A 15,793-nucleotide genomic window follows, 5' to 3' on the forward strand; every position below is an offset into this window, starting at 1 on the left:
TCCATAAATTAACCTGCTTTTGATGTTGGATTGAACATATCAAAATCAGGCAATTACACAATTTTATGTACAGGCTCTTTGACGATGGCGCTGGTCGCCCCTCTGCTCGCTACCTCTTTCGCCGCAAATGCTGCCGATGCTCTTACCGGGGCTGTCCAGCGCCAGCCAACCAACTGGCAGGCGATTATCATGTTTGTGATTTTCGTTGCTCTTACGCTGTGTATCACATACTGGGCCTCGAAACGAACCCGCACCCGTAGCGACTACTATACGGCGGGCGGCAATATCACCGGCTTTCAGAACGGTCTGGCGATTGCCGGGGACTATATGTCGGCGGCATCGTTCCTCGGCATCTCCGCGCTGGTGTTTACCTCAGGCTATGACGGCCTGATTTACTCCTTAGGCTTCCTGGTCGGCTGGCCGATCATTCTGTTTCTGATAGCCGAGCGACTGCGTAATCTTGGGCGCTATACCTTTGCCGACGTCGCCTCCTATCGCCTGAAACAGGGGCCGATTCGTACCCTCTCCGCCTGCGGTTCACTGGTGGTGGTCGCACTTTACCTTATCGCCCAGATGGTGGGTGCCGGTAAGCTTATCCAGCTCCTGTTCGGCCTGAACTACCATATTGCCGTGGTGCTGGTCGGCGTATTGATGGTGATGTACGTGCTGTTTGGCGGCATGCTCGCCACTACCTGGGTGCAGATCATCAAAGCCGTTTTACTGCTCTTCGGCGCCAGCTTTATGGCCTTTATGGTGATGAAGCATGTCGGCTTTAGCTTCAATAATCTGTTTACTGAGGCGATGGCGGTACACCCGAAAGGCGAAGCCATTATGAGCCCCGGCGGGCTGGTCAAAGACCCCATATCGGCACTCTCTTTGGGTCTTGGTCTGATGTTCGGCACCGCCGGTCTGCCGCATATTCTGATGCGCTTTTTCACGGTCAGCGATGCGCGTGAAGCCCGTAAGAGCGTCTTCTATGCCACCGGTTTTATGGGTTATTTCTATATTCTGACCTTTATCATCGGCTTTGGCGCGATCATGCTGGTGGGGGCCAACCCGGCGTTTAAAGACGCGACTGGCGCGCTGATTGGCGGCAACAATATGGCGGCAGTCCATCTGGCAAATGCGGTGGGCGGCAACCTGTTCCTCGGCTTTATCTCCGCGGTCGCCTTTGCCACTATTCTGGCGGTGGTGGCGGGCTTAACGCTGGCAGGCGCCTCGGCGGTGTCCCATGACCTGTATGCCAACGTCTTCCGCAAAGGGGCTACCGAGCGCGATGAGCTCAAAGTCTCGAAAATTACCGTGCTGGTGCTGGGCGTTATCGCCATCCTGCTGGGGATTTTGTTCGAGAAGCAGAACATTGCCTTTATGGTGGGTCTGGCCTTCTCGATTGCCGCCAGCTGTAACTTCCCGATCATTCTGCTCTCCATGTACTGGTCGAAACTGACCACCCGTGGGGCGATGACTGGCGGCTGGCTTGGTCTGCTGACGGCGGTTGTGCTGATGGTGCTCGGTCCAACCATTTGGGTGCAAATCCTCGGCCATGCCGCCCCGGTCTTCCCGTATGAATACCCGGCGCTCTTCTCCATTGCGGTGGCCTTTATTGGGATCTGGTTCTTCTCGATCACCGATAATAGCGCGCAAGGTCTGCTGGAGCGCGAGCAGTTCCGTGCCCAGTTTATCCGTTCACAAACGGGTATCGGTATCGATCAGGGTCGTGCCCATTGATAAATCATACCCGGTCAGCAATGGCCGGGGTTACTTCACATTATTTCCCGCCTCAGGTGAGCGTCATCACTGTTCCTGCGCAATAAAAGACGATCACCATCACATTTATTATCCTAAAAGTGTAAGACCCATCACGCTTTACCGCCTTTAGCCACGTAACCCATCATCTGGAGCCTCAACAACCGGGACAGCCCGGATGGCTCCTCGTATGCTTATTCACGCAAACTTTGCGCAAAGGTGGTCAGGCGTTGCGGGCTTAACAGTAACGGTAAAAAGAGCGGGCTGCCGGGCGGCGGGTTTTCCAGATAGCTCGCCACTTCATCGGCAAAGCGTAACAGGCTGTCCTGATGCTGCTCCAGATGGCCGGCGGGCAATTGATCGTCACCGTAACGATCGCGCCAGAGCACATCGCTTACCGCCGCGGCAACCCGGCTGAACATCTGACTGTAGATTTCCGCATTACGCCAGGCCGCCAGCAGGCGTTCAAGGGATTCATCCTGGCAGGCGATGCGCGGCATCAGCTCACGCAGGGTCTGGACGCCCGCCTGGGCCAGGAAGCAGGCATGTTGTTTTTCCAGGGCGATCAGCTGACGCTGTTCCGCCCCTTGTTCAGGATTGTCCGCTGGCATCAGCGGCTGATATGCCTGGAGCCAGTTAGCGCTGCGGGTGTCCATATGCACCAACTGCTGCGCCTGAGCAATGCTTTCCGGGATCTGGCTTTGAGTGTGTAAGCGGCGTCCCAGCAGATTTGGCGTTCGGCACAGCCAGTCGTAGCTGGCGTGGAACAGTTCGTTAAGGCGCGCTTTGTCCTGCATCTGGCGAAAGCGCAGCCCGTGTAGTGCGACCCAGTCGGCGAGAACCGTATTTTGCCCCTGATTGGCAGCGGTGAACCCCAACAAATTGATGGCGTTGGCAGAGTCCATCACCCGGCTGTCGGGCAGCCATTGCCAGCTGACCCGGCAGGTAATGGCCTCAATCCCCTGCACAGTTGCGCCGATGGCCCAGCTCAGTCGGCCGCTAATTTCATCGGCCAGCCAGCACGGCAGGGCCGTCCAGCCGTAGCCGATGCCAAAGAGATCGTATTCGATCCACTTTTTATGTTCGGGCAGGGTGGCGATATGGGGATGGTTGGCGAAACCGGGGTGGTAATTCAGCTCCGTCGCTTTGATGGAGGCGCGCACATCCTGAGGAAGCGTCGCCAGCACCGAGGTAAGCTGCTGGCGCGGCCAGCTGTCATCAATAAAATCGCGCAGCACCAGTTTCCTGCCGCTGGCGCGCAGTTGACGCCAGACCTGATGCAGGCTTTTTTGCCAGCCCGCAGTCTGAAACGTCGGCGTCGTCAGGCTAAGGATCACGCCGCTGAGGTGCGGTAATTCCTGTAATAGTGGCGCGAACGTCGTGGAATAAAAGTGGTGCCAGAAATCCGGCGCGCTTTTTTCGTCAAAGGCGAACTCGGGAAATTTTCGCTTAATAATATCGTCGGCGGGCGCGGCCTCCCCTTGCAACCAGAAGGATAAATTATTGTCCGCCAGATACTGATTGACCTTTTTTAAATAGTGCAACGCGTAATGCTGTTGGTGAACAAGGTTTTCCACATTCAGTTTCTGACTGAACGGCGACGGGGTTGCCAGGATGGAAAATAACTCTTGCTGATGAAGAATAATGCCGGTGAAGCCGTGTTGCTTCGCACTCATTACGCCCTGTTCCAGCCACGGCCAGTGCCAAATAAAGGTGGTGTTCAGTTCCATTAATTGCTGGGCAATACGTTTCATTACTTCATCCCGTTAATTTTGGCTCCATAGATAATAATTGAGGTTAGTATGAAAAAATATGCTCTTGTGGGTACAGGTGGTCGCGCCGGATTATATATTTCGGCGATTGGCGGTCAGTGGAAAGATAACGCGCAGATGGTGGCCTTTTGCGACACCAACCAGACACGGATGGACTACGCCAATCGTTTATTAAAAAACGAAGGCGCCGCCCCGGTATCCACCTGGCGCGCTGCACAGTTCGAAGAGATGATCCTTGAGACCCGCCCGGACATTATTATCGTCACCACCATGGACCGGACCCATGACGATTATATTGTGCGGGCGCTGAAAGCCGGCTGCGATGTGATCACGGAAAAACCAATGACCATCGATGAAAAACGCGCCCTGCGGATCCTTGATGCCATCCAGGAAACCGGGCATACCGTGCGTGTCGCCTTCAATTACCGCTATGCGCCGCACCACAGTAAAGTCCGCGAGTTACTGATGAATGGCGCGATTGGCGAGGTCTTCTCCGTTCACTTCGAATGGCTGCTCAACACCGAACATGGGGCCGACTATTTTCGTCGCTGGCACCGGGAAAAACGTAACAGCGGCGGGCTGCTGGTGCACAAATCCACCCACCATTTCGATCTTATGAACTTCTGGCTCAACAGCTACCCTGAGCGAGTGTATGCCGAGGGCGGGCTGCGCTTTTACGGCAAAGAGAATGCCGAGAAACGCGGCGTCAGCGAATTCTATCCGCGTGCGCATGGCTATAAGGCCGCGAAAAACGATCCCTTTGCCCTGCATATGGAGGAAAACCCGCAGCTTAAGGCTCTCTATCTCGATGCCGAACATGAAGATAATTACTGGCGGGATCAAAGCGTCTTCAGCGACGGGGTAACCATCGAGGATACGATGTCGGTGCTGGTGAAATACCAGAATCAGTGCCAGCTCAGCTATTCACTGAATACGTATTTGCCCTGGGAGGGGCTGAACGTGGTGTTTAACGGCAGCGAAGGTCGGCTGGAGATGAAAATCGTCGAGAAATCCTATGTCAATGCCGGTGGCGAGCGCGAGAACGAAGGCAGTCTGGAGTCCTGCAATATTACGGTCTTTCCGATGTTTGCCGCCCCCTGGGAGGCGAACTTTAGCCTTGGCGAAGGCGGGCACGGCGGTGGCGATAATGCCATGCTGGCGGATCTGTTTGGCGCGCCGGGTAACGACCCGCTTAAGCGCGCGGCCGATCACCGCGCCGGGGCGATGTCGATTCTGACCGGCATTGCCGGAAATATCTCGATGCAGCAGCAGCGCCCGGTGAATTTTAGCGAATTTGAACTGGTTAAGCGGCTGATAAAGCATCCGTAATCGAAACAACAGCGCGGCCAGCCCGCGCTTTTTTAATAACGGCCTGGCGCAACATACAGAATAAGCAGCATGATAAGGCCAATTGCCGCCAGCACCTGCGATCCCGTCAGTAAGGTGCCAATCACGATCCCCCACAGCAGCAGAGCGAGAATCAGCGAGAATGGGGTTCAGACAATACTCCTGGCCCTGGTAGTCAAAACATCAGCCGGGCCACCAGCGGCGCGGCAATCACCATCAGCACACCGGAGAGCATCATCACCAGGCTCGCCACTACCCCTTCCTGCTGGCCCAGCTCATAGGAGCGCGCAGTACCTGCGCCATGGGACGCGGCGCCAAAACCAGCCCCTTTCGCCATCCCTTCCCGAATTGAGAGGCGCAAAAAGAGCACATCACCCACCGCCATGCCAAATACGCCGGTAATCACCACAAACAAAGCGACCAGATCCGGCTGACCGCCCAGCGGTTTCGCTGCCGCAAGGGCAAACGGGGTGGTGACTGAGCGCACGGCCAGGCTACGTTGCACTTCATCAGACAGGGTAAACAACCGCGCCAGCCAGACCGAGCTGGTCACCGCCACCACCGTCGCCGTTATCACCCCCGCAGAGAGTGACATCCAGTGGCGACGAATAAGGGCGAAATTGTCATAGATCGGCACCGCAAAGGCGATGGAGGCCGGTCCCAGAAGCCAGAGCAGCCACTGGGACTCCCCCATATAACGCTGATAAGAGATATGGCCGAGCACCAGCACCAGAACCAGCAATACGGGGGTTAAGACCAGCGGCATCAGCGGCAGTTTATGGAACCGGCGGTACAGGCGCTTATTGAGGGAATAGAACACCAGCGTCATCACCAGGCACAGTACACTCAGGATAAAATCACTCACTCTTCAGCCTGCTTATTTCATAGCGATACACTTTATCCACCACCCAGGCCGTCGCGCCCAGCACCAGCAGAGTGCTTAGCGCAATGACGGTAAAAATTCGCCAGCCATCCACCATCAACAATTGAGCGTAATTGACCACCGCCACCACCGCCGGAACAAAAAACAGCAGCATTTCGGCCAGCAGCCAGCGTGCTCCGGCCCGCACCCAATTAAGCGGGATCACACGACAGACAATCAGCATCAACAAAATAATCATGCCAACTAAATTGGCAGGAAGGGGGATATGCAACCACTGGACAAGGTACCCGGCAACAATGAATAGCCCGGCATAGAGAACGACCTGAACCGGTACCTGGAGCCGACGTACAATGGCAGGCGTAATACGACGTAACGCCATCTCCATACATATTTCTCGCACAAATGAGACAGAGAGCCAGTATAGAGAGCCACCGCTGCGTTCTGAAATGAATTAAACTCATCGGATACATAGTCTAAAGGAATAATTATGGACATCAGAACGCTGCGTTATTTTGTGGAAGTCGTAGGACAGCAAAGTTTCACTCGCGCAGCGGAGCGCTTATTCGTCACCCAGCCAACCATCAGCAAGATGCTAAAAAATCTTGAGGATGAGCTGAATTGCACGCTGCTTATTCGCGATGGCCGAAAATTATTACTCACCGATACCGGTCGCGTGGTCTTTGAACGCGGGCTGGCGATCCTCGCTGAATTTCGTCAGCTGGAAGCCGAACTGGATGATATTAATCATCTCAACAAAGGGATATTGCGTCTGGGGATCCCGCCGATGGTCGGCATGCTGATGGCCGGGCCAATCAGCCTGTTTCGCCAGCGTTACCCTGGCGTAGAGCTTAAAATCTCCGAATTTGGCGGTTTGACGGTCCAGCAGGCGGTCACCAACGGCGAACTTGATCTGGCGATGACGGCCCTGCCTGTCGAAGCCGACAGCGGCCTTGCTACCCTGCCCTTGTTCAGCCACCCGCTTTGCGTACTGGTCCCCCGCTCCGGCGAGTGGCGCAATATCACCGCCATTACCCCGGAGCAGCTCGCAGGCCAGCCGCTGCTGATCTACAACGAAGATTTCGCCTTAAGCCGCCAGCTCAGCCAGCTTTTCAGCCAGCACGGTGTGAAGCCGCGAATTGCCGTGCGCAGCGGGCAGTGGGATTTTCTGGCGGCCATGGTCCAGGCTGGCGTCGGTATCGCCATCCTGCCAGAGCCGATTTGCCAGCGGCTGGACAAACAGATCTTCAACTGGATCCCGCTTGAGAGCGATTTACGCTGGCTGTTGGGGATGATCTGGCGCGATGGCGTCTACCTCTCACGTAGCGCCCAGGCATGGCTGGAATGTTGCAAAGGTTTCTGGCTGGAAACAGGAGAAACCACCTTTCCTGCCGGGAAACCCTGACTCAGGCCGCACTATCGGGCACCCATGGCCCCTGTAATTTTACCTGCGGGAACCCGTCGACCAGAATACGCACCTGCGCGTCGCGCGGCGTGTTATCCCCCTGCCCCTGGATACTGACGATGTCCTGCGGGCAGGCAGAAAATGCAACGTAGCAATCCATCTCCGCACGCAAAATGATGTAGTCGCCCGGTCGGGTTACCACCGGCAATGTTTTGAGGGTGATACCGTCAGGCTGCACCTGAATATTCATAAAGATATTAAATGAGGCGAGATTGCCATGGGGCAAGGTGACGCCCAGCTCCGCCATACCTTCATGCAGATTGTCATGGCAGTTTCGGTGCGGTTCGCTACAGCCTAACAGCTCGTAGCGGCAGGCATCGCAGGCCGCCATAAAGGTATCATGCACACCGGGCGACGTGTCGGCTACCAGGGTGAGGATCGGGTGACGCTGGTCGGTAATAAAGCTATCGCCAATGCGCGGGTTAAGCCGTTGGTTCCACACCCGTGTCGCTTCCATACACATATACTCATTCACATCCTGGGCGTTATAGGCCCAGCAATCGACAACCTGGGTGCCATGCAGGTTAATCACCTGGACGGCTTCCCCTTTGTTCAGACGCACGGCTTTGCCGTACCGCGCCGGAATGGTCACCACATCACGATGCTGAAATTCAGCCGACATATTCTTCTCCTGGTTTATTCATGTTGTATGCCGCGACGGTAGCGCGTCATACGTGATTCAAGATGGCGTGCCAGCGTGTCGAGCAGACTGTTAAGCAGCCAGTAACAAAGGGCCACCGTGAGATAGATCTCCAGCGGCGCATAGGTATCGGAAATCGCCTGCTTCGCGGCATACATAAACTCCTGTACCGAGACTACCGACAGCAGGGCAGAATCTTTGATAAGCCCAATCATGAGTCCCACCAGCGGTGAGAGCATCTGCGGCAGCGTTTGCGGCAGCACCACATCGCGCAACTGCTCGGTACGGCTCAGCCCCAGAACCCGGCATGCCTCCCACTGTCCCTTTGGCAGCGCGTCAACAGCCGCACGGATAACCTGAGCGATATAGGGCGCGTAATAGAGGGTCAGCGCCAGTACGCCAACCACCGGAGACGAAAGCGTGATGTCATATTCCGGCAGGACAAAATAGAGCAGATAGATAACCACCAGCAGCGGCAGCGCCAGAGTGATGTCGCTGTAAGCCTGCAACAACCGCTGCCAGAAACGTGGCGCCCGGATAAACAGTGTTGCCATTGCCGTTCCCCACAGCAGCGCACAGCACGCGGCGATGACGCATAGTTGCAGCGTGGCTGCCAGCCCTTCTCCCAGCGACGGCAGCGCATCAAGAATTGCCTGCCAGTCCATCATGCGGTTCTCCGTTTGGCTTCCAGTCGCCGGGCCGCCGCCGTCAGCGGTAAGGCAATCAGCAGGTAACCGGTGGCCACCAGCAGTAGCACCTGGGTGGCTTCATAAGTTCGGGCAATCACAATTTGTCCGGCAAAGGTCAGTTCAGTCAGGGCCACGACCGAGGCCAACGGCGTGGTTTTCAACAGGATAGTGAACTCGTTCACCAGCATGGGCAGACTGGCGCGCAGCACCTGGGGATTAATGACATACCACCAGGTTAACAGGCGGCTCAGCCCCAGAGTACGCGCCGCCTCCAGTTGCCCCTGGGTGACCAGACTGCGGTTGACGCGCAGGATCTCCGCCACATACGCGCCGCTGTTAAGGCCAATGGCCAGTACCGCCGCCAGCATTGGCTGACCACCCAGCCCCAGCCGTGGCAGGGTAAAGAAGACCACAAACAGCTGCACGATGGCGGGAGTCCCCCGCATCAGGCTGATGTACAAACGCCCGAGGGCACGCCAGAACCAGGCACGGCGCAGTTGCAGAAAGCAGCCAATCTGCCCCATCACCACGCTGACCAGCGAAGCCAGCACCGTCAGAGCCAGCGTCATAAACAGCCCGTGCCCCAGCTCCGGTAGCGCCGCCAGTACCTGTTGATCCAGCCCCATTCACTTACTCCGGGTTAAAGTCAGTGAGATTTTCGGCCACCGACAGCCGCAGCGGCGCGGGGTTATCGTTGCCTGCAATACCGGTATTACAGGCCGAGACGATAAACTGCGTGTCCATCACCACGCGGCAGGTGATGCTGTCCCCGGCGCGGGTCAGGTTGGGTTCCGGCACAATGCTGCCGTCACGCATCAACGCCACGTGCATAAAGAGGTTGATCGGGTCCGGCAGCTTCGGTACCGACATGCCCAGGCGCGCCAACTCAGCGCTGACCGCCTCAATGCACCCTTCGCCGTCGTAACCCTGTTCGGCGAGAAATGCACGGGTTGACGCGGGCAGCAGCAGGTCATGGCGCTTCACGCTGTCCTTCCCCAGAACCATCATCGGACGGCGGCGATTATTGACCATCCGCATCCCCGACCCGAGCAGATAGCTGTTGCTGAATACGCGGGTATGATGCACCGACAGCCACACCGCCGGATCCTGCTGGCTAAAGCCAAACAGCGAGGCGACAGCGCCATCGCCCAGGGCACTGATGCGCAGTAACTGCCCGCGCATGACCCGAATTGAGCCGACGCTGCCAGCAGCAACATCCACGGAGGCGGCCAGCGAGCGATCAGCGTTCTCAGTAAAAGCCTCACGCATGAGTAACATGTTGCATCTCCTGTGGCTGGAAGCTGTCGCTGATGCGAATATCAATCGGCGTCACCTGCAGGCCATTGCCGGGAATAATGTCCTGCGGGCAGGAGGAGACGGCGCAGATCAGGTCGCATAAGGCCTCGAAAGTGATGCTGTCTCCCGCTTTACTGTTGGGATCGGTCACTTCCATGCGTCCGTCAGCGGTCACCGGCCCGTTCTGGAAGAGGTTGAACGGCTCCGGCAACGTAAAATAGGTCACGCCGTGGGCTTTCATACCTTCGAGCAAATTATCAACACAGTTACGGTGCCCCTCTACGCCAAAATCGACGCTAAAACGGGTGCGATCGCAGGCCGGCACGTTGGCATCATGGATCCCGATGCTGTCCGCCATAATGCGCAGCAGCGGACGGTTCTCACTCGACCACAGCGCATCGCCCGGTTTAAAGAACAGCGAACGCAGATGCTGGCGGGTATGCACGGGCGACAACTTTTCGTCGAGATTGTCAGCATTGACAGCCACAAAGTCGGCGGCCTGCTGCCCTTCACTGTCAATGACGGTAATAAACTGACCTTTACGCACACGGAAGGTTTTGCCGTGGCCCGCCGGCACCCTCAGGTTTGACTGGCACATGGTTACTCCTTCGGTATGAAATCGCTGGCGGGTACGGTGAACGTGGTGCCGAGGTACTGCTGCTGCAGTTGGGTCAGTTGCCCGTCTTTCTGCATCGCCAGGATATGATCGCTGATGGCTTTGTTCAGGCTGCCATCCTCTTTGCGGGTCGCCCATGCCATCCACTGTGACGGCCCCACTTCACCAACCTGCGCCACTTTGCCGGTGTATTTGCTCACGATCGGCGCCAGCACGGAGATATCGTCATATACAAAGTCAGCGCGTTTGGTCATCAGGGTACTGACGGTCTGATCGAGAGAGTCGACGCTAATAATGGTGATGGGTTTCTTGCCGGTTTTTTTCAGTTCGCTGTTAAAACTTTTCAGCAGTTGCTCCGGCACGCTGGCGGTTTTTACCGCGCCGCGCAGGCCAGAAAGGCTCTCGGCATTCAATGTTTTGGAACTGAAGGTTTTGGCATCCTCAGCGCGAACCAGCACGCCATTAACCGTTTTGCTGTACGGCACGGTGAAAAGCACTTTTTTGGCCCGCTCCGCCGTAACGTTCAGGGAAGAACCCTCGGCATTAAAGGAGCCAGAAATCAGGCCCGGCAAAATGCCGCTAAAAGCCGTCTTCTGAAACTCCAGTTTCACGCCGAGATCTTTGGCGAAGGATTGCATGATGGCGACGCTGTAGCCGGTTATCTCGCCTTTGTCGTCGGTGTATTCATAAGGAGGAAATGTGGGGTCGATCCCCACGGTCATTGTGCCGCTACTCTTGATGTCGGCCAGCGTATCGGCATACGCCGTCGCCAGTGAGCCCAAGGTGAGAAGTGCGGCGGTCAGCAGTGCTGTTTTTTTCATTATGGTATTTCCCTGGTGTTGGTGAAATGTCTTTTTCTACTGAGCACTTTTTGTGCCACATTTTTCACCACCAGAGGTTCACCACCCTGCCATTACCCTCTTTTTCTCTTAAAATCATAAAGAAACATTTGTTTCTTTATTTTTATTTTACATTTCTACGGTTTCATAAATCCTGAATCGGGCAGCAAACAGCCCGCAGAGCAAGCACTGTTTTGGGGAGGGGGTTGTACCAGAATGATCAAAAATGCGCCAGAATGGCGCATTATTCGAGTTCGTCGAGCGACTGATGCAGGGCTTCAACCTGGGCGAGGTAATCATTACCGCTTTTCCCCATCTGGCGTGCGACCAGGGAGCAAAGCAGATTGCACACGCCGGAGAGGGCGACGGTGCTGTCAAACAACATGCCGCCATCGGTATGGCAGCGCACCACCCATCTGGCGTGACGCGCCGGTTTACCGGAGAGCACATCCGCCAGATAGAGCATAGGCACCTGGCGTTCAGCCAGCGCAGCCATTGCCGCGTCCAGCGCGGGCATCCGCCGACGTAAGCCAACACAAATCACCACATCCTGTTCCCCCAGTGCGGCCAGGTGCTCAGCCAGGGAGTCGCCCGGGCGAGGCAGCAAACGTACGTCAGGATGAATATGCACTAAATCACGGTAAATCAACTGCGCAATGGTCTGGCTGTGTCGCCAGCCCATCACCACCACCCGGCGGGCTCCCGCAATCGCCACAATGGCCTGCTGGAATTGCGTGCTGTCCAGCGTGCGGTAGCTGTTTACCAGGTTAGCTATCTCTTTCTCCAGGTGCTGCTGCATCACGCTGTCCATCGGTGAAGCACTGGGTACAGCCTGTAAATAGAGTGGCGAACCACTGCTCTGCATGTCACGCGCCTGACGCCGCGCCGCTTCATAGTTTTCATAGCCAAGATGGCGGAAAAAACGGGTTGTCGTGGCCTTGGAGACGCCTGCACTTTGCGCCAGTTCAGTGGCGGTATTCATAGCAAGCTGACCAGGTGCTGCAAGCAACACATCCGCCAGCCGCTGTTCATGGCTGGAGAGCTGCTCCCAGTGCTGTCGGATCCGGCCCTCTAACGATGCCGTTTTTGGACTCATGGCGATTCCCTGAAATGAAAAATCTCATCCTGCACAGAGCATGCCCGGATGTCACCAGGATTTTAGGAATTTATTGGCAAGGCCAGGACGGAAGGGAGCCGCCCTGGCCGGTCATTTACTTATGCTCAATCAACAGCGTTTCCAGCAGGTCGAGATCGTGAAGCATCTTTTGCAACGTCTCATTGCTGATCTGCCGGGTGGCGCGCAGGTGGTACAACTCCGCACGCTCTGAACGCAGGGCAGCCAGACGGAAACGGCGCTCAAGGTTTTCTTCAAGCAGCGAACTTTCTGCGTTGTTGCGCCCGTCAGCCCGGCGTCGCAGATTACCAATAACCCGGGAACTGACCTCCGTCAGAAGCTGGTTATCGATATTTTCCTCCGCGTCCGCCGCCATGCGTTCTTCCATTTTCTGGATAGCGACAATGGCCACGTCCGCCGTCACCGCCCGCGCCATACGCTCTTCTTTATACTGATGGGAGTGATCGCGGACCTCAATATGCTGGAGCAGTTTCGGCAACGCAATCACCCCGACAAACAGGGAGAAGAGGATAACGCCGGCCGCCAGCAACACCAGCTCATAGCGCGCCGGGAATCCCATACCATTGGGCAGAAAGAGCGGTATCGACAGCACACCTGCCAGCGTAATCGCCCCGCGAACGCCAGCGAAGGTCGCAATCAACAGCTCACGTGTCGACCAGCTACCGAACTCCATCGGCTTTTTGCGCAGGAAGCGATTACTGAATTTTTTCATGGTCCACAACCAGCCAAAGCGGACCAGCATCAATGCCAGATAAATCAGCGCAATGTCGGTAAACAGAACCCAGGTTTCAACATTCGGATCCGCTTCTGCGGCCACCAGCGAGGTCTCCAGGATCCCTGGCAGTTGCAGGCCCAGCAGCAGGAACACCATGCCGTTAAAGACAAATTCCAGCATCGCCCAGGTACTGTTTGCACGCAGACGCATCGCCAGCGGCGCGGTACGCATCATGCCTGAACGGGTGATGGTCATCCCGGCGGCGACCGCCGCCAGAATGCCTGAGAAACCAATATGCTCCGCAATCAGATATGAGGCGAAAGGCAGCAGGAACAACAGCACTATCTGGGTGGCAGGCTCGTCGCCGCCCCAGCGGCTGAGAAAACGCAGCGAACGCCCGTACAGCCAGCTCACCACAAATCCGGCTAGAATACCGCCAAAGGCCACTTTGAAAAACTCAACGGTCGCGCCACCGACAGTAAAGACCATGGTTCCCATCGCAACGGCAACGGCGAATTTCAGTGACACCAGACCCGAGGCATCATTCATCAACGCCTCGCCCTGTAAAATGCCCATGATTTTTTTCGGAATGCGGCCTTCACCGACAATGCCCGAGAGCGCCACCGCATCGGTTGGCGATAACACTGCCGCCAGAGCAAAGGCCGGAATTAACGGAATGCCCGGCACCAGCCAGTAAATTAAGAAGCCGATACCAACGACGGTGACCACCACCAGCGCCAGCGCAAGACCAAAGATTTCCCGCCCGTGTTCCAGAAACTCACGCGTCGGCGTTTTCCAGCCATCGGCGAACAGCAACGGAGGAATAAAGAGGACTAAAAACAGTTCCGGATCAAACTCAACATGCAGTCCAAAGGTGGGAATGGCCAACAGCGCGCCAATGGCGATTTGCATCAGCGGGAGTGGGATCTGGAAGGGTAATACGCGTGTAACAACCCCCGATAGTGAGACCACAAAGGTCATGATGAGAATAGTAAAAAAGATTTCCATGCGTTCCCTTCTGCGATGTTCTTATTAAGGCATCTTGCCCTGATGATAGAACATTCAGATTAACGCAAAGGCAACAGGATGTGGGTAAAAAATAACAACGGGCGGCCAAAGCCACCCGTTTTTATAGCATGGATAACGCTTAGATAGCCCAGCCGCCTGCATAGAAGGCAACCAGCGCGACCGCAATCACCACGGTACCGATGTTCAGCTTACGCCATTCACCGGACACCACGCGACCAATCACCAGTGATGCAAAACCAATCATGATGCCGGTGACGATGTTACAGGTCAGCACGATAAACACGGCGGTAATCAGGCCAGACATCGCATCAACGAAATCAGCAAAATCGATTTTCGCCACGTTGCTCAGCATCAGCAGACCTACATACATCAGCGCAGGCGCTGTTGCATAGGCTGGCACCAGGTATGAAAGTGGGGACAGGAACAGGATCAACAGGAACAGCACGCCTACGATCAGCGCGGTGAGGCCCGTTTTACCGCCCGCAGCCGTACCTGCCGCAGATTCGATGTAAACCGCCGCCGGAGCGGCACCCACCAGGCCTGAAAAGACGCTGCTCAGGGAGTCGGTGGTCAGTGCTTTGCCGCCATCGATAATCTGACCGTCTTTATCCAGCAGGTTCGCCTGACCCGCGACCGCACGGATAGTCCCGGTGGCATCGAACACCGCTGTCATCACCAGCGCCAGTACGCTTGGCAGGATAACCGGGTTCAGCGCGCCCACAATATCCAGGCTACCAATCAGGGAGTTGCCTTTGTCATCGCTCAGCGACGGCATAGCGAAGATACCGGAGAAGTGGACGTTCGGGTCAAAGATCAGGCCGACAATAGAGACGCCAATGATGGTCAGCAGAATACCGCCAGGCACTTTCAGTTTTTCCAGGCCGATGATCACCGCAAGGCCAATCAGGGACATGATTACCGGGAAGCTGGCAAAATGACCCAGTGCAACCGGCAGGCCATCAATAGGGTTCTTCACCACCAGACCCACGCCGTTTGCCGCGATCAGCAGCAGGAACAGGCCGATACCGATACCGGTTCCGTGCGCAACACCCTGCGGCAGATTGCGCAGGATCCAGCTACGAATACCGGTGGCAGAAATCACGGTAAACAGCACGCCCATCAGGAACACGGCGCCCAGGGCGACCGGAACGCTGATTTGCTGGCCCAGCACCAGGCTGAAAGCGGTAAATGCCGTCAGAGAGATAGCACAACCGATAGCCAGTGGCAGATTAGCCCACAGACCCATAACGATTGAGCCAACCCCCGCAACCAGACAGGTCGCGACGAAGACCGCTGCCGGTGGGAAGCCAGCTTTACCGAGCATGCCAGGCACGACGATGACGGAATAGACCATCGCCAGGAAAGTGGTTAAACCGGCGACAACTTCCTGACGAACCGTGCTACCACGGGCAGAAATTTTAAAGAAAGCGTCAAGCGAACCGCCGGTACGCGCTGAAGGCGTAGACATAGAAAACATCCCCTGAGAATTTTTATCGTTCGTTGGTATACGCGGCTGACAGTCCACTGCGTGTTAAACGTCCTCTCCCTGGCTGCGTTGTGACAAAGGGGTGTCACAAAAAGCAAACGTTTAACTCCGCGCATACAAAACGGTTGGAAGAAAAAG

Annotated in this window: 15 protein-coding genes; 3 read left to right on the forward strand and 12 right to left on the reverse strand. The window is 56.2% G+C overall.

Translation table 11 applies throughout. The annotated features are described in order from the left end of the window. Window positions 1-84 precede the first annotated feature (84 nt). Complete coding sequence (actP, locus tag ACSZO4_RS02770; protein WP_437887308.1) at window positions 85-1,728, forward strand: cation/acetate symporter ActP; 1,644 nt, start codon at window positions 85-87, stop codon at window positions 1,726-1,728. 212 nt (window positions 1,729-1,940) lie between these two features. Here the strand turns inward: actP and ACSZO4_RS02775 are convergent, their stop codons facing one another. Beyond that, the gene (locus tag ACSZO4_RS02775) at window positions 1,941-3,500 is read right to left on the reverse strand and encodes a hypothetical protein (protein ID WP_437887309.1); all 1,560 of its coding nucleotides are present in this window, start codon (window positions 3,498-3,500) and stop codon (window positions 1,941-1,943) included. Window positions 3,501-3,548: 48 nt separating this feature from the next. Here ACSZO4_RS02775 and ACSZO4_RS02780 point away from each other — a divergent pair, with 48 nt between their 5' ends. Beyond that, window positions 3,549-4,847, forward strand: coding sequence for a Gfo/Idh/MocA family protein (locus ACSZO4_RS02780; RefSeq protein ID WP_437887310.1), 1,299 nt, complete (start codon window positions 3,549-3,551; stop codon window positions 4,845-4,847). A 193-nt stretch (window positions 4,848-5,040) separates the two neighbouring features. Here the strand turns inward: ACSZO4_RS02780 and ACSZO4_RS02785 are convergent, their stop codons facing one another. Both ACSZO4_RS02785 and ACSZO4_RS02790 read right to left on the reverse strand, forming a co-directional pair. After that, complete coding sequence (locus ACSZO4_RS02785) at window positions 5,041-5,694, reverse strand: LrgB family protein (protein ID WP_437887366.1); 654 nt, start codon at window positions 5,692-5,694, stop codon at window positions 5,041-5,043. A 28-nt stretch (window positions 5,695-5,722) separates the two neighbouring features. After that, a complete protein-coding gene (locus tag ACSZO4_RS02790) occupies window positions 5,723-6,133 on the reverse strand; it encodes a CidA/LrgA family protein (RefSeq protein ID WP_437887311.1) in 411 nt (136 codons plus the stop codon). Between the two features lie 102 nt (window positions 6,134-6,235). Here ACSZO4_RS02790 and ACSZO4_RS02795 point away from each other — a divergent pair, with 102 nt between their 5' ends. Then, window positions 6,236-7,150 (forward strand): LysR family transcriptional regulator, encoded by a 915-nt coding sequence (locus ACSZO4_RS02795; protein WP_437887312.1) that lies wholly within the window; start codon window positions 6,236-6,238, stop codon window positions 7,148-7,150. Between the two features lies 1 nt (window position 7,151). Here ACSZO4_RS02795 and ACSZO4_RS02800 read toward each other — a convergent pair whose 3' ends face one another. The 9 genes from ACSZO4_RS02800 to ghxP form a co-directional block, all read right to left on the reverse strand. Next, complete coding sequence (locus ACSZO4_RS02800; RefSeq protein WP_437887313.1) at window positions 7,152-7,832, reverse strand: DUF1989 domain-containing protein; 681 nt, start codon at window positions 7,830-7,832, stop codon at window positions 7,152-7,154. Window positions 7,833-7,846: 14 nt separating this feature from the next. Next, window positions 7,847-8,515, reverse strand: a complete 669-nt coding sequence (locus ACSZO4_RS02805) for an amino acid ABC transporter permease (protein WP_437887367.1) — start codon at window positions 8,513-8,515, stop codon at window positions 7,847-7,849. Next, window positions 8,515-9,165 (reverse strand): amino acid ABC transporter permease, encoded by a 651-nt coding sequence (locus tag ACSZO4_RS02810; protein ID WP_437887314.1) that lies wholly within the window; start codon window positions 9,163-9,165, stop codon window positions 8,515-8,517. Before ACSZO4_RS02810 ends, ACSZO4_RS02805 begins: the two co-directional genes overlap by 1 nt. Window positions 9,166-9,169: 4 nt before the next feature. After that, the gene (locus ACSZO4_RS02815) at window positions 9,170-9,817 is read right to left on the reverse strand and encodes an urea carboxylase-associated family protein (RefSeq protein ID WP_437887315.1); all 648 of its coding nucleotides are present in this window, start codon (window positions 9,815-9,817) and stop codon (window positions 9,170-9,172) included. Continuing rightward, window positions 9,801-10,433, reverse strand: coding sequence for a DUF1989 domain-containing protein (locus ACSZO4_RS02820; RefSeq protein WP_437887316.1), 633 nt, complete (start codon window positions 10,431-10,433; stop codon window positions 9,801-9,803). The genes ACSZO4_RS02815 and ACSZO4_RS02820 overlap by 17 nt, the downstream gene beginning before the upstream one ends. Before the next feature lie 2 nt (window positions 10,434-10,435). Continuing rightward, window positions 10,436-11,272, reverse strand: a complete 837-nt coding sequence (locus ACSZO4_RS02825) for a transporter substrate-binding domain-containing protein (protein WP_437887317.1) — start codon at window positions 11,270-11,272, stop codon at window positions 10,436-10,438. A gap of 262 nt (window positions 11,273-11,534) precedes the next feature. Then, window positions 11,535-12,386 (reverse strand): MurR/RpiR family transcriptional regulator, encoded by an 852-nt coding sequence (locus tag ACSZO4_RS02830; RefSeq protein WP_437887318.1) that lies wholly within the window; start codon window positions 12,384-12,386, stop codon window positions 11,535-11,537. A gap of 115 nt (window positions 12,387-12,501) precedes the next feature. Then, complete coding sequence (locus tag ACSZO4_RS02835; protein ID WP_437887319.1) at window positions 12,502-14,148, reverse strand: Na+/H+ antiporter; 1,647 nt, start codon at window positions 14,146-14,148, stop codon at window positions 12,502-12,504. Between the two features lie 139 nt (window positions 14,149-14,287). After that, a complete protein-coding gene (gene ghxP / locus ACSZO4_RS02840; protein ID WP_437887320.1) occupies window positions 14,288-15,637 on the reverse strand; it encodes a guanine/hypoxanthine transporter GhxP in 1,350 nt (449 codons plus the stop codon). Between the last annotated feature and the right edge of the window lie 156 nt (window positions 15,638-15,793).

Origin of the sequence: Phytobacter sp. V91 (assembly GCF_965644225.1) — a bacterium.
Taxonomy (GTDB): Bacteria; Pseudomonadota; Gammaproteobacteria; order Enterobacterales; family Enterobacteriaceae; genus CBFFRJ01.